Raw genomic sequence first — 19385 nt, forward strand, 5'->3', positions numbered from 1 at the left:
ACCCACCACCGGACGCCCCCGCCGCCGACGCGGTCCCCGATCCCTTGCCCGCCAGGGATCTCGCCCGCCTCATCGCCGCGCTGCAGGCCGTCACCGCCCGCGCCGAACAGACGCTCGACGCCGAAACCGCGAGACTCCCGTTGCACTCTTTTTCGCCGCCGGAGTCTCACCACCCGGGACAGGGGCCGTGACCCCATCAAACCCGTCACCCTCCGGCTTGACCGGAGGGTCCAGACGCTCCGTCAGGGCCGAGCGACCTCCGAACGTCCAGTGTTTCTGGATTCCCCGGTCAAGCCGGGGAATGACGGAGGGAGGAGCTCCGCCCTACGCCGCGCCGGCCATGTAGTCGTACAGGTCCGCCGGGCGGGTCACGGTGATGGCGATGCGGTCGTCGTTGATGGTGATCTCGCCGCGGGCCACGGGGTGGTTGTTGGCCAGGATCCACACTTCTTCGTGCTCTCCGGCGTCCAGGGGGATCACCGCGCCACGGCCCATGCGCAACAGCTGCGCCATGGGCAGCACGGAGCGACCGAGCACCACGGAGATCTCGACGTTTACGGATTCAATCTGACTCATCGGGTGTACTGACGCGGTTACTGGGGTGATCTGGTCTTGCATGGCTGCCCCCTGCCGCCACATTGGGCCGATCATGCTTTCCCAGCCGTTAAGTTCTCCGCCCGATCTGACCCGCCTGCGCCGCGACGACGGGCGGCCGGTTCAGTGGGTCACGGCCCTCGCCCCCGTCCCCTACGAGACGGCCGTGGCTTTCATGGAGGACCGGGTCGCCGCCATCCATGCGGGCGAGGCGGAGGAGATGATCTGGCTGCTGGAGCATCCGCCCCTCTACACCGGCGGGGTCTCGGCGAAGGCCGACGACCTGATCGACGCCCGCTTCCCGGTGTTCCAGACCGGGCGCGGCGGCCAGTACACCTACCATGGCCCGGGCCAGCGGGTGGCCTATGTGATGTTGGACCTGAACCGGCGTGGCCGCGACGTGCGCGCTTTCGTACGCGGGCTCGAGCAGTGGATTATCGGCGCCCTGGCCGCCTTCAACGTGGAGGCCGACGTGCGCGACGGCCGCGTCGGCGTCTGGGTCGAGCGCCGCTTCGTCGGCGACGACGGGTCGGCCCAGGCCCGCGAGGACAAGATCGCCGCCATCGGGGTCAAGGTGCGCCGCTGGGTCAGCTTCCACGGCATCAGCCTGAACGTGGAGCCGGACCTGACCCACTTCGACGGCATCGTCCCCTGCGGCATCCGCGAGCACGGCGTCACCAGCCTCGCCGACCTGGGCCTGATCGCGACCATGGACGACGCCGACGCGGCCCTGAAGGCGAGCTTCGAGCGGGTGTTCGGGCCGACGGAGAGTCAATCGACGCGGGGGGAAACCTAGTCCTTCTGACCAATGCCCTTGGGGGACGGGCCATATCGGTTGGGCCCGGGCGTGCCGTCGAGGAAGCCGAGGGTGACCAGAAGCCAAAATCCGATGATGAGGTACACCGAAGTGAAGACATGCTTGGCGATATCCAGGGTGGAGAACGGAGGCGCCATCGGCGACATCATCAAATCCGGCGCGATGAGCATGGCGATCCCATCGGCAATAGCCAAGGGCGCTGACACAAGCACCAGCCAGCCGCTCTTGTCGCGGTCATGCGCACGCCTCATCGACAATGCTGTCAAAGGCCAAAGAAAGACCAAGAGCACACCAAGACTGAGCGCGGCCTCACCTTGCGAAAGGCTCGGATCAAATGGCGACGGCCATGCGCCGAAGATCATCTTGCTGAGCAGAGCCCAAAGCGACGTCTGAATGACGGCAAGACCAATCCAGATCAACCACCAGTCCCGTCGACGTGTGCGCCCATCAAAGCTCACGAGCGCCTTCAGTGCTTTGTGTGTGGCCATCGCTACCCCCGTCTCTCGGTTGGAGGATCAATCAGGCTCGGTCAAGCTTGAGACTTCACCCCCGACGGGGCGTGAACCAGCTCGGCGCGGCGGGCGGGGCGCAGTTGCGCTGCATGCCCATGCCCTTCAGGAAGGCCCGGCGCTGCCGTCCGGCCTGGATGGCGGACTGCACCTGCTGGCTGTGCTGCTCCGCCCCGCTCAGCCGCCGCACCCAGCTGCGCAGGGGGATGAAGTCGGTGGCCGTGTCGCGGATCGCATCCAGCGTCGCCGACGCCGCCGCGTCCGCCGCGATCTCGCTGTTCAGCGAGCCGTCCTGGGGCGTGGGCTCGTCCAGGTCCGGTCCCAGGGCGTCGTCCAGCCGCCGCACCTCGGCCGCGATGGCCGGGCAGCGCTCCAGATTGCGCATGTCATAGGGCGCCGCCTGGGCCTGCAGCAGCACCGTCGGAATGGCGTCGCGGCGCAGGTTCAGGTCTTCCAGCGGGGCGGTGGCGGCATCGGCGAAGCCGTCGCGCACCGTCCCCACCCCGTCCCCCGCCGAACGGGCCGCCGTGCAGGCGTTCAGGGCCAGGGCCGACAGGCAGATCACGGAAACGCTCAAGGTTTTCATCATGGGGATGTAACGCATTTCCAAGGACTTGGTTGTGGGAATCGTCACGCCGCGCGACGCCCCGCGGCAAAGGCGTGCAGCGCCTGCTCCAGCCCCGGGAAGTCCTCGGCCACATGGACCGCTCCGGACGCCAGCACCTCGTCCGCCGTGTGGAAGCCCCAGGCCACCCCCTGCGGCCGGACCCCCGCGTTCAGGGCCATGCGCATGTCGTGGCTGGTGTCGCCGATCATCACCGTCCGCTCCGGCGCCCCGCCGCACACATCCATGGCGCAGACCAGCATGGCCGGGTCCGGCTTGCCCGGCCCGTCCTCGGCGCAGTGGCTGCTCAGGAACAGGTCCGCCCAGCCCGCTCGCGCCAGGTTCCGCTCCACCCCCCGCCGCGACTGGCCCGTGGCCAGCGACAGCCGCCACCCGTCCCGGCTCAGCCGGTCCAGCAGGTCCATGGCCCCGGCATACAGCGGCTCCTCGAACCCCGGCCGCTCATGCATGCTCCGGAACGCGCCCTGATAGGCCGCCACGAACTCGGCCAGCTCGGCGTCGGTCAGCTCAGGCGCCAGCTGGCGCAGCGCCTCGTGCAGCGACAGCCCCACGATCTGGCGCACCGCCTCATAGCCCGGCTCGGCCAGCCCCACGGTCCGCGCCGCCGTCACCGCCGCCTCAAGGATCGCCGCCCGGCTGTCCACCAGGGTCCCGTCGATGTCGAACACCGCCAGCGGCGCATCGGCTGCGGGCCTCATGCGGGGACCACGTCGAAGGCGATGGTCAGCCGGGTCTGGTCCCCCGAGAACGGCACGGTCCCATGCCACATGTAGGACGGGAACAGCGCCAGCAGCCCCGGCTCCGGCTTGATGAAATGCTGCGCCTCCAGCGACGGCGCCGTGGGAATGCCGGGCCGCCCGAACTGGATCCAGCCCTCGCGCCCCGCCCCCTCGACCGCGTCCGGCAGGGCGATATAGCAGGCCGACGACAGCCAGCCGTCAGGATGCAGATGGTCCGCATGAAACCCGTCGGGCTGCAGCTGGATCGACCAGGCTCCCTTGATGCGATAGGCGCCGGTGTTGCGGCGGCGCAGGGGATCGTCCCCCTGCCCCAGCAGCGCCATGTGCCGCCGGATGGGGCCGTCGATGGCCTTGAAGAAGGCCCGCACCGTCGGCTCCTCGCTGACCAGCAGGTCCATGCTGGTCTGGGTGCCGTGTCTCAGCGACTGGTCCAGCGGGTGGGTCTTCAGCCGATGCAGGCCCCGAAGCGTTTCGGCCAGCTCGGCCAGATAGCTGTCCAGATCCGGCCAGCCGTCCGGCGTGTCGATGCGCCAGCCCCGCACCACCGCCTCATAGTCGCACAACTCGGACAGGCGCGGATCGTCCAGCAGCCGCCAAAGGGTCGCCTGAAAGGCCAGCAGGTACTGATCCAGCGGCCGGTCGCGCAACATGGCCTCCACCATCGACGCCGCTTCCTCCGCCGCCCCCACGGCCAGCAGGGCCTCCACCAGTCCGCGCCGGGCGTCCTCCTGCTCCGGCGCCATGCCCACGGCGGTCCGTGCATGCTCAAGGGCCTTGTCCGCATCAAAGGCCACCGCCGCCCGCGACGCCGCCAGATGGCCCGCCGCATCGCTCAGCGGCCCGGCCGTCATGGCCTCATAGGCCCCGCGCGGATCGCCCGCATAGGTCAGCACCTTGGCCTTGAGCGCCCGCAGCGGACTGACGTCCGGGTGTTCGACAATCATCCGGTCGATGCGCGCGCACGCCGCCGCCGCATCCCCCGTCCGCATCCACACCAGCTGGGCCTGATCCCGCAGGGCGTCCAGGGCCAGCGGGCGCCGCGTCAGCACCTCGGCGAAGGCCGCGTCCGCCTCGTCGTAGCGAGCCTGTTTCTGCAGGGCGCGGGCCAGGGCCAGCCAGGTCTCGGGCGCGTCGCCGCCTTTGGCGAAGGCTGTGCGCGCCGCCGCCTCGGCCCGGTCCGCATGACCCATGTCCCCCAGCAGCGCCGCCAGATTGTGGTGGACCACCGGATTGTCCGGCGCCAGCCCCACCTGCCGCTCGCGCACCGCCAGGGCCTCCGCCGCCCGGTCCAGCGCCTGCAGAGCCTGGGCCCGCAAATCCAGCAAGGCCAGACGGGGGCGCTCCACCGCCGCCGCAGCCTCGGTGGCGGCCAGCAGGTCCTCATGCCGCTCCTGGGCCGCCAGCAGCCGGGCCAGATCGACCGCGGCGTGCACATGGGCGGCATTGATTGTCAGGGCGGCGCGCAGCGCCCGTTCCGCTCCTGCCGCGTCCCCCGTCCCCGCCAGCGCCGCGCCCAACAGGTGACGGATGTCCGCCTCGCCCGGCAGCGTCGAGGCCAGCGGCGCGAGCAGATCCAGGGCCTCGGCGAAACGCCGCTGGTTGAGCAGGGCCGCGGCCTGCTGCGCCCGCATGGCCTGATCCGGCGTCATCGGATGCGCTTGACCCCGGCGAAGGGATCCTGCTCCGCCTCATCCTCGGAGAAGCCGAAATGGGCGAAGCCGGCCTTCATCTCGGGACTCAAGGGGGCCTCAACGATCAGCTTGCCGCCGCCGGGGTGGTCCAGCTCGATCCGCCGCGCATGCAGCTGCAGCTTCAGCGGACCCGACAGTTCGTTCGACGCCTCGTCCCCGTATTTGGGATCGCCGAGGATGGGATGCCCCATCGCCTTCATGTGCGCCCGCAGCTGGTGGGTCCGTCCCGTGAACGGCCGCAGCGCCATCCAGCTGGCCCGGTGCGCCGCCCGGCTGATGGTGGCGAAGGCGGTCTCCGCCGGCTCTGCGCCGTGCTCCTTCGGATCGGCGGGCCGCATGATCTCGAAATCGTTGATGCCCGACTTCTTCAGCGCCAGATCGATCTGCCCGGCCCCCGGCTTGGGCGCGCCCATGACAATGGCCCAGTAGGTCTTCTTGGCCTGACGCCGGGCGAAGGCCCCCGCCAGCCGCTTGGCCGCCTCCGGCCCCTTGCCGAGCAGCAGGACGCCCGAGGTGTCCCGGTCCAGCCGGTGCACCAGACGCGGCCGCTCCAGCCCCTCGCCCCAGGCCGACAGCAGCCGGTCCACGTGCTTGGTGGTCTTGGTCCCGCCCTGCACCGCCAGCCCGGCGGGCTTGTTCAGGGCGATCACCATGTCGTCCTCGAACAGCACCAGCGAGCGGGCATAGGCCACGTCCCGGTCGCTCAGGGTCGGCCGCTCGCCCGGGGTCTTCTCCACCGGATCGGGGATCGGCGGCACCCGAACGGCGGCGCCCGCGGTCAGCCGGTCCTCCGGCTTGGCGCGCGATCCGTCCACGCGGATCTGGCCCGACCGGGCCATCTTCTGCACCTGCACATGGGACAGGTGCGGCCAGCGCCGCCGGAACCAGCGGTCCAGACGGATGCCGTCCTCGGCCTCGGCCACATACAGGGTTTTCACTTCACGGCTCATGGCCGCCTTATAGGCCGTCACGCGCGCGGCGCCATCCTGGCTACCAGAGGCGCCGGGCGATCATCAGCCCCGCGAACAGGGCCGCCACCGACAGCACCACCGACAGGCCCACATAGCCCGCCGCCAGCCCCAGCTGCCGCCGCTCGATCATCAGGGCGGTCTCCAGCGAGAAGGCGGAGAAGGTGGTGAAGCCGCCCAGCAGCCCCACCCCCAGCAGCAGGCGCAGGCGCTCGTGATCCACGCCCGACCCGGCTTTCAGCGCCAGCCATCCCGCCAGCAGCCCCATCAGCAGCCCGCCCACCACATTGGTCGTGAAGGTCCCCAGAGGCCAGGCCACGCCCGGCGCCAGCCGCGCCGCCGCCAGCCCAAGGGCGTAGCGCGCCATGGCCCCCGCCGCGCCGCCCGCCGCCACCAACAGAAATCGTGTCATGATGCCAACCTACGCTGTTTCCGACTCGCCCGTGAAGGCGCTTTCCCATGCTGGACCTGACCCTCGCCATCCTGCACCACATCCTGGTCTTCGGCCTCGTGGCCATGATCATGGGCGAACGGGTCCTGCTGCGCGCGGCGCCCCTTGATGTGGACCGGCTCGGGCATCTGGACGCCGGCGTCGGCGGCGCGGCCGCCCTGGTGCTGATCGTCGGCGTCTCCCGCGTCATCTGGGGCGGCAAGGGCTGGATGTTCTATGAGGCCAACCCCTTCTTCTGGGCCAAGCTCGCCGTGTTCGGCCTGATCGCAGCCGCCTCGATCATTCCCACGCTCCGGTTCATCGCCTGGCGCCGCGCCCGCAAGGCTGATCCCGCCTTCCAGCCGGAACCCGCCGATGTGGCCAGGGTCCGCCGCTGGCTGGGGATCGAAGCGCTCCTGCTCCTGCCCTTGCTGGCCTTCGCCGCCGCCATGGCCCGCTGGCCGTTCTGAACTTTCTCAAAGTTCATTTGCCCCCGGGCGGTTCGCCGATAGGGTTAAGCTTGGTTCGCGCCCAAGGCGAAGCTGGATGGCTCGGCCCCGACTTTCATCGTAGAACCCTTGCGGAACAAGGTTTGGGGAACAGGCATGTCGCAACAGGATTCGCATGAGCCGACGGTGGCGCCGCCTGTGCCGGAGCCGACCGTGGAGCCCATGGCCCATCCCCTGCATCAGCCTGCGCCGGTGATGGGCGCCGTGGCGACCCCGCCCCCGCCGGGGGCGGCCGACCGGCCTGACCGCGACGCGCCCGCTCCCGTTCGCGACCCCGACGCCCGCCACACCCGCTCGCGCGACGGCATCGACCGGCCGATTCAGGAAAGCGAGTATTTCTCCAACGATCCCGAGGCGATCCAGCACATCTCGGATCACATCGACGAGTATTTCAACCAGCCCCTCGACATCTTTCCCTTCTGGGAGAGCGACGGAAAGCCGGACCGTTTCCACGTCCTGTTCCATCGCCAGATCCAGGAACGTTTTCCGGTCGAGTCCGACATGCGCGGCCGCATCCACCGCTACGGGCGCTCGGTGTTCCGGCGCCTGTGCACCCATGTGGCCATCAAACGCATGAATCAGGCCCTGGCCCTGATCGCCTTCACCCTGCTGGCCACGCTGGGCCCGACCTGGTTCACCGACTGGACCGGGACGACCACCGCCGGGGTCGCCATGGCGGCCATCGCCATGGTGCTGACCGTGGCCCTGTACTGGGGCCTGAACGCCATCCTGTTCACCCAGTACCGCTTCCGGCTGGAGAACGACTCCTACGAACTGTCGCGAGAGATCGTGCAGCGGACGCGCGAGCTGCAGAACCTGTTCACCAACGCCCGCGCCGTGGCGGACCAGGCCGAGACCCAGTTCCAGACCGACGGCAAGGGCTGGGGCCAGCGCGCCATGTACCTGACCCGCCTGACCATGTGGCTGGGCGCGCGCATGGAATATCTGGAGAAGTTCGTCCAGATGGAGCTGTGGCGGGTGCGGCGCGAGCGCTACTGGATGCGCTGGTTCAGCCGCTTCATGACGCCGCTGGTGTTCCTGCTGTGGCTCTGGCTGGCCGTGCTGGAGCCCGTGCCCGGCGTGAACGAGATGGAATTCCGCATCCTGCAGGGCCTCGCCATCGTGCTGGGCGCCGGGGTGTCGTGGATGTCCTACTTCCTGTGGCAAACCCCGGTGGGCGCCATTCAGGACAAGCTCGGCATCGAAGGCTGGGTCCGCTACGCCTCGCTGGACGTGGACAACGCCGTGGCGACCAGGTCCGCCGCGACAAGGAGCGCCTGGTGGAATACCGCAACCTGACGCGGGGTAGGGTCTAGTAGCGCGCGCCCAGCGAGTCCCGCACGCTGCGGGCGTCATAGACCTCGGGACGGTCCGGGCGGGGGCCGTCGCCGGTGCGAATCTCCATCACCGTCGAGGTCGGCTGGTCGCCCGAGATGTTCAGGCCAAGGCCGACGCCGACGCCCGAGGTGCGATAGCCGCCGTAGCTGCCCGATCCGGCGCCGATGGAGACGCTGGGCCGGACGCCGCCCTGGCTGGGGCGCCCGTCGATCCATCGCTGGGTCACCTCGAACCACTCGTCGCCGTTCTGAAGCGTCAGTTCGGCCGCGCGCAGCAGGGCGTAGTCCGCGACCGGACCGGGATCGCCGACGCCGCGATAGGTGACGCGCCAGCGGTCGCTTTCGATGCGCTGCTCCGAATAGCCCTGGCCCGAGCCGCCCATCTGCGGCCCATAGGGCGACAGGCTGGCGCAGGCGGCCACCAGCAAGGCGGCGGCGGACGCGACGACGACGAACGGACGGATCATGGCGGACTCCCTCTTTCATCACAGAAAGCGAACGACGTGATCGATTGTTCCGACCCGCATTTGGGCTAGAAGGCCGTCATGAGTTTCTCAGCGATCGTGGTGGCGGCGGGCTCCGGCTCGCGCGCGGGCGGCCCCAAGCAATGGCGCGCTCTGGGCGGACGGCCGTTGCTGGCGTGGTCGGTGGGCGCGCTTCTGGATGCGGGCGCCGATGAGGTCGTGGTGGTTGTGCCGGGCGGCGCCGAGGATCAGGCCGCCGAGGCCCTGACCGGCCTGTCCGGCTGGCGCGCCGTGGCCGGCGGCGCCACGCGGGCGGAGTCCGTACAGGCGGGACTGGCCGCCCTGTCCGCGAGGGACGATACGCCCGTGCTGATCCACGACGCGGCGCGGCCCTTCCTGACGGCGGATCACGTCGCCCGCCTGCTGGACGCGCTGGACGGCGCCGACGCCGCCCTGCTGGCCCTGCCCGTCCCCGACACCCTGAAACGCGAGGGCGCCGACGGCCTCGTGGCCGCGACCGAGCCGCGCGAGGGCCTGTGGCGGGCCCAGACGCCGCAGGCGGCGCGCCTGAAGACCTTCCGCGACGCCTGGGCCGTCTGGCCGGCCGGCGAGAGCCCCACCGACGACGCGGCGGTGGTGGAGCGTGCGGGCGGAACCGTGCGCCTGGTCCCCGGCGACCCGCGCCTGATGAAGCTGACCTATCCGGAGGATTTCGCCCTGGCTGAACAGATGATCGCGCGCGAGACCCGCATCGGACAGGGTTACGACGTGCACCGCTGGGGCCCCGGCGACACCGCCTGGCTGTGCGGCGTGGCCATTCCCCATGATCATGCGCTGGTCGGCCATTCAGACGCCGACGCGGGGCTGCACGCCCTGACCGACGCCATCCTCGGCGCCATGGGCGACGGCGACATCGGCGATCACTTCCCGCCCAGCGACCCCCGATGGAAGGGCGCGGCCTCCGACCAGTTCCTGATCCACGCCCTTGAGCGCATGCGCGCGCGCGGCGGCCGCATCGTCAATGTGGACGTGACGCTGATCTGCGAACAGCCGAAGATCAAGCCGCACCGGCTGGCCATGCGCGAGCGGCTCGCGGCGCTGCTGGACGTCCCGCTGGACGCGGTCAGCGTCAAGGCCACCACCAGCGAGGGCCTGGGCTTCACCGGGCGTCAGGAAGGCCTGGCCGCCCAGGCGGTGGTCTCGATCACCCTCCCCGCTCGAACCTGATCTGCCGCGTCAGGGCGCCGACCACGTTCACATAGTCGTCGGTCCAGGCCCGCACGTCGTTGGGCGCGATGGTCTTCCAGCGCGGATCGTCGGCGAACAGGGCCAGGCCCTCTTCGGTCGGTGACAGGATCAGGGCCTCGGTCGACGCCTCCGCCATGACCGGCAGGCCCTCGCGCTCCACATAGATCTGGTGCCGGTCGTGGGCGCCCGCCAGCCGCGCGGCGTTGACCGTCGGCATGGCCAGCTCCAGATGCCGGTTGGACAGGTGCAGGACCACCACCCCGTCGTCCTTCACCACCCGCAGATAGTCGGCGATGGCCTCGCGGGTCAGCAGATGCGTCGGGATCGAGTCCGAAGAGAAGGCGTCGATCAGCAGCAGGTCGAACCGGTCGTCCGGCTGATAGGCCAGGGTCAGACGCGCGTCGCCCAGCACCGTCTCAACCGGCCCCTGGGCGCAGTCGCTGATATAGGTGAACCACGTCGGATCGCGGGCGATGCGGTCCACCATGGGATCGATCTCGAAGAAGGTCAGATCGTCCGCCGGGCGGCGATAGGCGGCCATGGCCCCCGTCCCCAGACCCACCACCCCGATGGACACAGCCGGGCGGGCGATCTGCAGCGCGTCCGTCACCTGCCCGATCGGCGTGGACGGGGCGTAGTAGAGTGAAGGCAGACACGCCTCCACCGGATCGGTCGCCTGGGCCCCGTGCAGGGTGGTGCCGTGCATCAGCATGCGCACCGGCCCGCCCATGCCCGGATCATTGAACTCGGCCACCCGCATGACGCCGAAGAAGCTGCGCTCCGAATGCTGCCAGTCGTAACGGCCCGCCACATGGTGCGCCGACAGGCTGATCATCACCAGGGCGGCGGCGAACAACGGCGCCCGGTCGCGGATCATGAACGCGCTGATGGCCGCCAGCAGGAAGGCGAACCGGGACACGGCCATGGCCGAATCCCATCCCACCGCCGCCAGCAGTTCCGGATTCAGCCTCAGCGCCAGATAGATGGCGGGCGGCGCGAGGGTCAGCGGAACCACCGCGGCCAGCCAGACCCACTCCGGGATGGTGATCCGTCCCCGCCCCCACGGCCGGAACAGGGCCGTCAGGATCAGCACCAGCGGATATTCCCGCACCACCTCGAACACCACCGGCGCGATCAGGGCGCTGAAGATCCCGCCCAGCACCCCGCCCAGCGACAGCAGCAGATAGAACTCGGTCAGCCGGTCCGGCGGCGGCCGCCGCGCCGCCAGCAGCTGGTGGCACATCAGGGCGGTGAAGAAGAACGCCGCGATGTGGACCAGGAACATGAAGGCCCACTCGCCGCTCTGGAACGGCAGCATGCCGATCAGCGAGGCCACCAGCGCCGCCTGCACCAGGAAGGTCACCGGCAGGGGAATCCATGGCCGCGCCTGGAAGGCGATGATGAAGGTCAGCAGGTACAGCGCCAGCGGGATGACCCACAGGAACGGCGCCGAGGCCACGTCTGTGGACAGGTGCGCGGTGACGCCCAGCATCAGGCTGGACGGCGCGGCCGCCAGCAGCACCCACAGCCCCTTGGTCCGCCACGGGATCGGCGCGGTCGGCGCCAGCGGCTCGGGCGGCGCGGCCTGGGTCCGGCGTCGCCAGACCACGAACGCCAGCCCCAGCACCAGCGCCGTGAACAGGCCATACCCCACGCTCCAGCTGATCCGCTGACCCGTCAGGGTCAGGATCGGCTCGATCACCACCGGATAGGACAACAGGGCCAGGAAGCTGCCCAGATTGCTGGCGGCGTACAACACATAGGGGTTCTTGCCGTCCGGCTCGTGGGCCCGCACCCGCGCGTACCAGGCCTGCATCAAGGGCGCGGTGGCCGACAGCACCGCGAACGGCGCGCCGATGGACACCGCCAGGGTCAGCAACAGCCAGGTGATGGGCGCCGACGGGTCCGGGTCCCCCAGCAGCCCGTTGATCCTCAGCGGCAGGAACAGCGCCGCGATGACCAGCAGCACCAGATGGGTGATCACCTGCCCCCGGATCGACCGGATGCGCTGCAGCACATGGGCGTAGGCGTAGCCCGCCAGCAGCGCCCCCTGGAAGAACACCATGGCCGTGTTCCACACCGCCGGCGAGCCGCCCAGCGAGGGCAGCACCAGCTTGGTCACCATGGGCTGGACCACGAACACCAGCGCCGCGCTGACGAACACCGCCAGGGCGAACAGGGCCGGAGTCAGCGGATCGTTCAGGTCGCGCAGGCGCGGACGAACGGGCTCGGCCTCGGTGGTGTTGTCGGTCATTACGCCCCCGGCTTGCGCGCCCGGATGAAACGGGGCGTTCTCTTCGACGTTACCGCGACTCGACAGCTGATGAGAACGCCATGTTTCCCGCCGACATCGAACCCCTGGCCAAGACCATCACCGACCGCGCCTCCGACGCCGGGATCATGCTGGCCACGGCCGAAAGCTGCACCGCCGGTCTGCTGGTGGCGGCCCTGACCACCGTGTCCGGCTCGGCCAAGGCGGTGGACCGCGGCTTCGTCACCTATTCCAACGCCGCCAAGGCCCAGATGCTGGGGGTGGACCCCGAGCTGATCGATCTGCACGGCGCGGTGTCCCGCTCGGTGGCCGAAGCCATGGCGAAAGGGGCGCTGGAGACGTCGGGCGCCGGACTGGCGGCCTCGGTCACCGGCATCGCCGGACCCACCGGCGGCACGGTGGAAAAGCCCGTGGGTCTGGTCCATTTCGCCGTGGCCCATCAGGACGGACGTCTGATCCACCGCGAGGAACGCTTCGGCGACATCGGCCGCGACAGCGTGCGGCTGGAATCCGTCCGCACCGCGCTCAGGATGATGGCGGAGATGCTGGCGTAGCCGGCGCAGCCGGCGTCCCCACCGTGCCCCCGATCCCCGGCAGCACCGCCAGCTGATAGTCCGGCGTCGGCGCGAACCAGCTGGCCGCCTGACGCGCCGGGGTCAGGCTCAGCACCTGGTACAGCGGCCGTCGGCGCCCGTCCGGGTGCAGTTCCAGCACGATGCCTTCCCGCGTGGCGCAAACCGACCCCGCCCGTCCCATATAGCCGGAATAGCGGAACCGCTGGCACGAGCGCCCGGCGATGTTCGACGCCCCGACGCGGGTCAGGCGCGCCGCGCCGCGCTCGATCACCAGCAGATCCAGCGGCAGGGGCGACATCTGCTCCTCGCGCGGCAGGGGGAAGACAAAGGCCACCCGGCCCTGCCCGCCCGCCGTCATCACCGTCAGCGATCCCCGCACCCGGTCGGCGATATAGGTCTGGACGAGGCCGCCCTGGGCCACCTCGATGCGCCGACGCAGGCCCGACTGGCGAATCTCCACGGGGGTTTCGAACCCGGCCACCCAGACCCGGGCGTGATAGTCCGGCGAAACGCGCGGCGTCTGGGCCTGACCGGGCGCGGCCAGGGCGCAGAGGGCGATCAGAACCGCCGGCAAACTGGACGAAAGACGCACCATGCGTCACACCCTGACCGGATTCGTCCCCTGCGGAGAGCCCGTGGTCAGTCCTGTCCCCATCATCGTCGACGCGCGCGGCCATCGCTGTCCCGTGCCGAGCCTGCGGCTGCGCAAGGCGCTGGAGATCGCGGCGCCGGGCGCGCGGCTGGTCCTGCTGGCCACCGACCCCATGGCGCGGATCGACGTCCCGCACCTGATGCAGGAGCTGGGCGGGCGGATGATCGAGGTGCGCGAGGAAGCCGGCTGGCTGGCGATTACGGTTGAGCGCGCCGCCGACTCTGAAGGCTGACGATTCGGGAATCGGTGTCCACCTCGGGCGCGTCCTCGGTCGGGGGCTCGTCCTGACGGCGCAGCACGATCTCCATCTCGGTGACGAAGCCGCCGCCGTAGAAGATGGCGTTGACGTTCCAGGACAGCCAGATCAGCAGCACCACCACCGCACCCACCGAGCCGTAGGTCGCGCCCAGCTCCACGATCTGCTCCACATAGACCACGCACAGCCAGGACACGGTGGCCGACAGAACCGTGGCCACCAGCCCGCCCGCGATGGCCGCGCGCCACGCGACCCGGCTCGAGTGCACCATGGCGTAGCGGTACAGACAGGTCAGGCCGATGAACAACCCGGCCGTGGACCAGACCCCGTCCAGCCACAGCGAACTTCCCGTCTCCGACGCATGGCTCAGGATGCGCGAGGTCACCACCGCGCCCGACACCACGGTGAACAGGGTGAAGGCGAGGATCGCCACCACCAGGGCCAGCAGGTTGAAGCGGAAGAAGCCGTGGGGGTCCGGCTCGTCGTGAATCAGGTTCAGCCCGGCCAGCAAGGCCTTGAACCCCCGGTGCGCGGCGTAGGCGCCGATGACCAGGGCGATGGCGCTCTGGGTCGAGATGGACCGGGCCGACAGCCCCGTCATGCGCTCCACCTCGCCGATGAAGATGCCCCGGGCCGCAGCCGGCAGCATCTCGGTCAGGGCGGCGGCCTGTTCGGTCGCCTGGCCGCTGGACAGAACGATCTTGTAGAAGCCGATCAGGATGGCGATGGCCGGAAACACGGCCAGAAGCGCGAAGAACGAGACGCCGCCCGTGTAGAGCATGACGTCGCGGCCCCAGCTGCGCTTGAAGGCGCGCCCCGCCAGCCGACCCCAGAAGGCCAGCGAGGTGAAGTCCGTCGATTGGGTCAAACGTGCTCCCCCGCGTCACGGTTAACTGGGTTTAGCCCAGATCGCGGCGGTGGATAAGTCCCTTGCGCTCCGATGTCCAATCCCGGGGCCGTTGCATGGCAGGGGACCGGCTCGCTATGGTCCCGGCAATTCAGGGGGGACGCGGCCGATCCGGTGCGCGAGACGGAGATTCTGAGTTTGGGACCCGATCCGCGCGTACTGGTCGTGGCGGCCGACGACGATCTGGCCGGGCCGCTGTGCGCCGGGCTGGACGCCCTCGGCTGGCGCACCCTGACGGCCCGCACGCTGGACGGCGGCGCGGCCGCCATGGAGGATCTGGCCTTCGAAGCGGCCCTGATCGCGGATGCGGCGCCGGAAGCCGCCGCCGTCCTCAAGGCGCGCGCCCTGCCCCGCATCCTGCCGGTTCTGGCCCTGTCGAAACCGGGCCGGGACGCGCCCGGCGCCGATCTGGTGATGACCGGCCCCCCTCACCCGGCCCAGCTGGCCCTGCGGCTCGAGCAGCTGGTGCGCGGCGCCGTGGCCGAGGAGGAGTTCGCCCTGCGGCAGGCCACCTTCGCGGCCGGGGGCGCGACGCTGGAGGCCCCGGATCCGTCCGAAAAACCCCTGCGCGTCCTGGCGGCGGGGGTGGCGGATCGCCGCTTTCTGGCCCTGTCCAACGCCCTGTCGGCCGGCGGCGCCGAGGCTGTAGCGGCGCCTACGCCCTACACCGCCTTCGACTACCTGCACGAAAGCGCCTTTGACGCGGCGGTCCTGTGGGGGGGCGAGGACCATGCGCCCGCCCTGTCCATCGCTGCGGGCATGAAGCGCAACACGCGCCTGTTCCACATTCCGCTGGTGCTCTATCTGCGCCACGTCGCCGACCTCAACCTGTCGGAGCTCTACAATCGCGGCTTCGCCGACGTGGCGTCCCCCGACACCCCCGAGGACGAGACCGCCGCACGCATCCTGGCCCTGGCGCGGGACTATCGCCGCCAGAAGTCCATCCGCAAGGCGCTGGAGGCCGCGCGCGGCTCGGGTCTGATGGACGCCGACACCGGCCTGTTCACCCGCGAATTGTTCGCCGCCCACCTGGCGCGCGTCGCCGAGGGCGCCCGCGAGCGGGGCCGTCCCCTGTCGGTTTGCGTGCTGCGCGTGGTCTATGGCCGCGAGGTCGCCCTGGCCCGCGAAGGCGGCTGGCTGGACCGCGCCATGCCCCAGATCGGAGCCATGGTCTCGCGTCTCGTCCGGGCCGAGGACACCGCCGCGCGCCTGGCCCCCGAGGTCTTCGCCCTGGCCCTGCCCGCCACCCGCGGCGCGGCGGCCCGCCTGACCGCCGAACGCATCGCCGCCGTCATCGGCTGCACCGCCTTCGACGCCGGGCCGGAACGCCCGCCCTTCGTGGTGGAGTTCGAGGTGGGGTCCGCCGAACTTCAGCCCGGCGAAAGCCCGGCGTCCCTGCTGGAACGCGCCTCAGCCGCGGTCGGCGCGGCCTAGCCCGCCTTGGCGAACCGTCCGCCCCTGGCGGCATAAGCCTGCGTGCCCCGCGTGAACACCTTGTCCGACGGCAGGATCGCGTCGATGGGCAGGTCCTCGGCCCCCTTCAGGTTCTCGTACACCGGACCGAAGTCCTGCAGCGTCACCTCGCGCAGCTGCTCGATGGACGGAATGACGAAATAGACCTGCTGGAAGTCGTCGATGCGGTACAGGGTCCGCATCACCCGCTCCAGATCAAAGCCCAGCCGGTTCGGCGACGGATCCTCGAGGCTGAATTTGCTCTCGGTGGACGAGGACACGATGCCGGCGCCGTAGATGCGCAGCCCCTCGGGCGTCTCCATCAGGCCGAATTCCACCGTGTACCAGTACAGCCGCGCCAGATTGGGCAGCATGCCCAGGCTGGCCGCGCGCTGGCCGCCCTTGCCGTAGGCTTCCATGTAATCGGCGAAGGTCGGGTCCGTCAGCATCGGCACATGGCCGAACACATCGTGGAAGATGTCCGGCTCCTGCAGATAATCCAGTTGATCCGGCTTGCGGATGAACTGGCCCGACGGAAAGCGGCGGTTGGCCAGGTGGTCAAAGAACACCTCGTCCGGCACCAGTCCCGGCACGCACACCACCGTCCAGCCGGTCAGGGCCTCAAGCTTCTGGTTCATCTCGCGGAAATCGGGAATGCCCGAGCCGTGCAGGTCCAGAGCCTCCAGCCCCTTCAGGAACACGTCCGCCGCCCGTCCGGGCAGGATCTTCATCTGCCGCTCGTACAGCGTCACCCAGGTCTGATGCTCGACGTCGGTGTAGGACTCCCATGCCTGGGGAATGGTCCAGTCCTCGGCCGCGCCTTCGGGCGGGGTTTCATGGACGTGGGTGAAATCAGACATGCGGCCTCCTCATGATCAGGACGAATCTAGTCCGTCCTTGGTCATGAAGGAATACGTGCGTCAGTGGATCGGTTGCGAACGCGGCGCGTGTCGGCCGTGGCGATCCGTGGTGAACCACTGGGCCTGTTCGGCGGCGCTCAGCGGCTTCAGCTCCCGATTCGCCATCAGGGCGTCCTCGGGCACATAGGCGATGAAACCGCCGTCATCGCCATAGGCGAAGACCTGATAGAACGGCTGATCCGCACGGATGTCGTCAAAGGGCACGGCGCAGACCGCGTCCACGTCCACGATCACGCCCTCGAGGGGCTGTTCGCGGTGGCGAACGATCTGGCCGAGGCCGAAACGGGCTGTGCGTTCAATGGACATGCCTCAGAGAATACGCCCCCGCACCTGAGCGGGATGCCAGCCGCCTTGTTCATCTTTGTGACAGGAAGCGCTTGGCGAGCCCGCCCGGATGCGCCTAACCTTGCGTTGAACGGGCGCCGTCACGCGCCCACGAAAGGTTGGCCATGCCAGAGGCGGACGGCGCGCGCGGCAAGCGCGGCGCCCGGTCCCCTTCAGGTCGCGAGGCGCCGCTGTACGCTGCGCTCGATCTGGGGACCAACAATTGCCGACTGCTGATCGCGCGTCCCTCGCGTGACGGCTTCCGCGTGGTGGATTCCTTCTCCCGCATCGTCCGTCTGGGCGAAGGTCTGACCCGCACCGGCCGGCTCGACCCGGGCGCCATGGATCGGGCCTATGACGCCCTCAACATCTGCGCCGAACGCATCGCCCGCCGTGAAATCAAGGGCGACCGGGTCCGCGCCGTGGCCACCCAGGCCTGTCGCTCGGCCGACAACGGGGCCGAGTTCCTGGACCGCGTCGGCAAGGGCACCGGTCTGACCCTGCGCATCATCCCGCCCGAAGAAGAGGCGAACCTGTCGGTCCAGGGCTGCCTCAACCTGTTCGACTCCGCGGCGCGCGCCATTGTGGTGGTGGACGTGGGCGGCGGCTCGACCGAGGTGTCCTGGCTTCGTCGCGTCGGCGACAACGGCCAGGCCCGCTTCGAGACCGTCAGCTGGATGTCCGCCCCGCTGGGCGTCGTCACCCTGGCCGAGCGCCATCCCGAGCCCGATCCGCCGACGCCCGAGTGGTATGAAGCCATGGTCGACGACATGAAGGCGCGTCTTGACGCCCATGACGGCGCCCGGTCGCTCCGGCCCGTCTTCGACGACGGCCACGCCCATCTGGTGGGCACCTCTGGCGCCATCACCAGCCTGGCGGGCGTGCACCTGAACCTGACCCGCTATGACCGAAACCGGGTCGACGGCCTGTGGATGACCCGCGACGACTGCACCCGCGCCGCGGACCGCTTGAGAAGCCTGACGCCGGCAGGGCGCGCGACCGAGGCCTGCATCGGCGCAGAGCGCGCGGATCTGGTGCTGGCGGGGGCCGCAATCCTTGAGGCCGTCCAGCGGGCCTGGCCCTGCGCCCGCGTCCGCGTCGCCGACCGGGGCCTGCGCGAGGGCCTGCTGCTCACCGCCATGCGCGAAGGCCGCCGCACCGGCGGCCGCCGTCGTCGCCGACGCTAGAGACGGATCGGTCTAGGCCGCGGGCTCGATCACATCCACCGGCGGCTCCAGGTCGCAGATGGAGAAGTCCGCCCCACGCGCCGCCCGCGTCCGTTCGATCATGTCCCCGAAGGCCGGGGACGCCGTGTTCAGCACCCGCGCCACCGGCCGCTGGGCGGCGGGGATGTCGGCGGCCACGCGCACCGAAGTCATGACGTCCTGGGGCGTCGCCACCGTCCCGGACGGCTCCTCGCCCGTCTTGATCGCCCGCACCACGTCCAGCCCCGAGATCACCCGGCCCCAGGCGGTGTAGCGCTTGTCCAGCGACGGATAGGCCTGCCGCATCAGGAAGAACTGGCTGTTGGCGCTGTCCTGCGCCTCGCCCCGCGCCATGCCCGCCACCCCGGGGCAATAGACCCCCCAGGCGTGCACCATGCCGTCGGCGGTGCGGGCCATCAGCTCTTGAGGCTGGGTCTGGATCGGCAGCGAGCCCACGAAGCCCACCGGCGCACCCATGGGGTCGGCCACCGGCGTGAACGGCATGTCCGCGCCCCGGCGGAAGGTCAGCTCGGCGGTCAGGTCCGGATAAGCGCTCTGCCCCTCCCCGGTGCCCAGCGGGTCGCCGGTCTGGGCCATGAACCAGTCGATCACCCGGTGCCAGACCAGACCGTCATAGAAGCCGTTGCGGGCCAGCAGACGCATGCGCTCCACATGCCCCGGCGCGGCCAGGGGCGACATCTCCACCAGGATGCGGCCCCGATTGGTGTCGATGACCAGCAGGTTCTCCGGCGCCACCGTACGCCAGTCGGACTCCGGCGGCGAAGCGGCGGCGGCCGGGGCGGGCGTCGCGTCCTGGGCCATGACGGGCGTGGCCGCGAACAGGACGGCGGCGGCGATGATCGACAGGCGCATGGGGCCTCTCCTCTGGA

Annotated in this window: 23 protein-coding genes; 9 read left to right on the top strand and 14 right to left on the bottom strand. The window is 70.1% G+C overall.

Annotation, left to right across the window (positions count from 1 at the left end; genetic code table 11):
* Positions 1-191 (top strand): hypothetical protein (locus IWC96_RS15890; RefSeq protein ID WP_231378864.1); only part of this gene is annotated, 191 nt, incomplete at its 5' end.
* 133 nt (positions 192-324) lie between these two features.
* On the opposite strand, the gene IWC96_RS04375 is transcribed toward IWC96_RS15890, so the two are convergent.
* On the bottom strand, positions 325-576 hold the full coding sequence (locus tag IWC96_RS04375; RefSeq protein WP_045318939.1) for a FliM/FliN family flagellar motor switch protein: 252 nt from the start codon (positions 574-576) through the stop codon (positions 325-327).
* 73 nt (positions 577-649) lie between these two features.
* On the opposite strand from IWC96_RS04375, the gene lipB reads away from it, so the two are divergent.
* Positions 650-1390, top strand: a complete 741-nt coding sequence (lipB, locus tag IWC96_RS04380; protein ID WP_196838413.1) for a lipoyl(octanoyl) transferase LipB — start codon at positions 650-652, stop codon at positions 1388-1390.
* Here the strand turns inward: lipB and IWC96_RS04385 are convergent.
* From IWC96_RS04385 to crcB, 6 genes are read right to left on the bottom strand one after another with little or no spacing between them, the layout of a single operon-like run.
* Positions 1387-1899: a DUF805 domain-containing protein gene (locus IWC96_RS04385; protein WP_081703437.1), complete on the bottom strand. Its 513-nt coding sequence runs from the start codon at positions 1897-1899 to the stop codon at positions 1387-1389. The two genes, lipB and IWC96_RS04385, sit on opposite strands and share 4 nt — an antisense overlap.
* Positions 1900-1954: 55 nt before the next feature.
* Positions 1955-2497: a hypothetical protein gene (locus IWC96_RS04390; protein WP_370541087.1), complete on the bottom strand. Its 543-nt coding sequence runs from the start codon at positions 2495-2497 to the stop codon at positions 1955-1957.
* 53 nt (positions 2498-2550) lie between these two features.
* Entirely contained in the window at positions 2551-3243 is a 693-nt protein-coding gene (locus tag IWC96_RS04395) for an HAD-IA family hydrolase (protein ID WP_021697043.1), read from the bottom strand.
* On the bottom strand, positions 3240-4934 hold the full coding sequence (locus IWC96_RS04400; protein WP_021697044.1) for a putative 2OG-Fe(II) oxygenase: 1695 nt from the start codon (positions 4932-4934) through the stop codon (positions 3240-3242). Before IWC96_RS04400 ends, IWC96_RS04395 begins: the two co-directional genes overlap by 4 nt.
* A complete protein-coding gene (locus IWC96_RS04405; RefSeq protein WP_196838446.1) occupies positions 4931-5926 on the bottom strand; it encodes an RluA family pseudouridine synthase in 996 nt (331 codons plus the stop codon). The genes IWC96_RS04400 and IWC96_RS04405 overlap by 4 nt, the downstream gene beginning before the upstream one ends.
* A gap of 40 nt (positions 5927-5966) precedes the next feature.
* Complete coding sequence (gene crcB, locus IWC96_RS04410) at positions 5967-6356, bottom strand: fluoride efflux transporter CrcB (RefSeq protein WP_196838414.1); 390 nt, start codon at positions 6354-6356, stop codon at positions 5967-5969.
* A gap of 47 nt (positions 6357-6403) precedes the next feature.
* Between crcB and IWC96_RS04415 the strand changes: the two genes are divergently transcribed.
* Together IWC96_RS04415 and IWC96_RS04420 are read left to right on the top strand one after the other, a co-directional pair.
* Positions 6404-6844, top strand: coding sequence for a DUF2214 family protein (locus tag IWC96_RS04415; protein WP_021697048.1), 441 nt, complete (start codon positions 6404-6406; stop codon positions 6842-6844).
* A 135-nt stretch (positions 6845-6979) separates the two neighbouring features.
* Positions 6980-8182 (top strand): hypothetical protein, encoded by a 1203-nt coding sequence (locus tag IWC96_RS04420; protein ID WP_231378868.1) that lies wholly within the window; start codon positions 6980-6982, stop codon positions 8180-8182.
* Between the two features lie 13 nt (positions 8183-8195).
* Here the strand turns inward: IWC96_RS04420 and IWC96_RS04425 are convergent, their stop codons facing one another.
* The gene (locus IWC96_RS04425) at positions 8196-8687 is read right to left on the bottom strand and encodes a hypothetical protein (RefSeq protein WP_021697050.1); all 492 of its coding nucleotides are present in this window, start codon (positions 8685-8687) and stop codon (positions 8196-8198) included.
* 78 nt (positions 8688-8765) lie between these two features.
* Between IWC96_RS04425 and IWC96_RS04430 the strand changes: the two genes are divergently transcribed.
* On the top strand, positions 8766-9911 hold the full coding sequence (locus tag IWC96_RS04430; RefSeq protein ID WP_021697051.1) for a bifunctional 2-C-methyl-D-erythritol 4-phosphate cytidylyltransferase/2-C-methyl-D-erythritol 2,4-cyclodiphosphate synthase: 1146 nt from the start codon (positions 8766-8768) through the stop codon (positions 9909-9911).
* Here IWC96_RS04430 and IWC96_RS04435 read toward each other — a convergent pair.
* Positions 9889-12186: a fused MFS/spermidine synthase gene (locus IWC96_RS04435; RefSeq protein WP_196838415.1), complete on the bottom strand. Its 2298-nt coding sequence runs from the start codon at positions 12184-12186 to the stop codon at positions 9889-9891. The two genes, IWC96_RS04430 and IWC96_RS04435, sit on opposite strands and share 23 nt — an antisense overlap.
* An 80-nt stretch (positions 12187-12266) precedes the next feature.
* Between IWC96_RS04435 and IWC96_RS04440 the strand changes: the two genes are divergently transcribed.
* Positions 12267-12758, top strand: coding sequence for a CinA family protein (locus IWC96_RS04440; RefSeq protein WP_021697053.1), 492 nt, complete (start codon positions 12267-12269; stop codon positions 12756-12758).
* Here the strand turns inward: IWC96_RS04440 and IWC96_RS04445 are convergent.
* Positions 12730-13374 (bottom strand): hypothetical protein, encoded by a 645-nt coding sequence (locus IWC96_RS04445; RefSeq protein WP_021697054.1) that lies wholly within the window; start codon positions 13372-13374, stop codon positions 12730-12732. The genes IWC96_RS04440 and IWC96_RS04445 overlap by 29 nt on opposite strands.
* On the opposite strand from IWC96_RS04445, the gene IWC96_RS04450 reads away from it, so the two are divergent.
* Positions 13373-13663 (top strand): sulfurtransferase TusA family protein, encoded by a 291-nt coding sequence (locus IWC96_RS04450; protein ID WP_021697055.1) that lies wholly within the window; start codon positions 13373-13375, stop codon positions 13661-13663. The genes IWC96_RS04445 and IWC96_RS04450 overlap by 2 nt on opposite strands.
* Here IWC96_RS04450 and IWC96_RS04455 read toward each other — a convergent pair.
* The gene (locus IWC96_RS04455) at positions 13629-14555 is read right to left on the bottom strand and encodes a YihY/virulence factor BrkB family protein (RefSeq protein WP_021697056.1); all 927 of its coding nucleotides are present in this window, start codon (positions 14553-14555) and stop codon (positions 13629-13631) included. The genes IWC96_RS04450 and IWC96_RS04455 overlap by 35 nt on opposite strands.
* A gap of 177 nt (positions 14556-14732) precedes the next feature.
* On the opposite strand from IWC96_RS04455, the gene IWC96_RS04460 reads away from it, so the two are divergent.
* Positions 14733-16028, top strand: a complete 1296-nt coding sequence (locus IWC96_RS04460) for a diguanylate cyclase domain-containing protein (protein WP_196838416.1) — start codon at positions 14733-14735, stop codon at positions 16026-16028.
* On the opposite strand, the gene phhA is transcribed toward IWC96_RS04460, so the two are convergent.
* On the bottom strand, positions 16025-16906 hold the full coding sequence (gene phhA, locus IWC96_RS04465) for a phenylalanine 4-monooxygenase (RefSeq protein ID WP_021697058.1): 882 nt from the start codon (positions 16904-16906) through the stop codon (positions 16025-16027). The two genes, IWC96_RS04460 and phhA, sit on opposite strands and share 4 nt — an antisense overlap.
* A 60-nt stretch (positions 16907-16966) precedes the next feature.
* A complete protein-coding gene (gene hspQ, locus IWC96_RS04470) occupies positions 16967-17272 on the bottom strand; it encodes a heat shock protein HspQ (protein ID WP_021697059.1) in 306 nt (101 codons plus the stop codon).
* 143 nt (positions 17273-17415) lie between these two features.
* Between hspQ and IWC96_RS04475 the strand changes: the two genes are divergently transcribed.
* Positions 17416-18477, top strand: a complete 1062-nt coding sequence (locus IWC96_RS04475) for a Ppx/GppA phosphatase family protein (protein ID WP_196838417.1) — start codon at positions 17416-17418, stop codon at positions 18475-18477.
* 12 nt (positions 18478-18489) lie between these two features.
* Here the strand turns inward: IWC96_RS04475 and IWC96_RS04480 are convergent, their stop codons facing one another.
* The gene (locus IWC96_RS04480; RefSeq protein WP_196838418.1) at positions 18490-19368 is read right to left on the bottom strand and encodes a peptidylprolyl isomerase; all 879 of its coding nucleotides are present in this window, start codon (positions 19366-19368) and stop codon (positions 18490-18492) included.
* Between the last annotated feature and the right edge of the window lie 17 nt (positions 19369-19385).

This window comes from Brevundimonas sp. BAL450, from assembly GCF_015767455.1.
In the GTDB taxonomy this organism is placed as follows: Bacteria; Pseudomonadota; Alphaproteobacteria; order Caulobacterales; family Caulobacteraceae; genus Brevundimonas; species Brevundimonas abyssalis.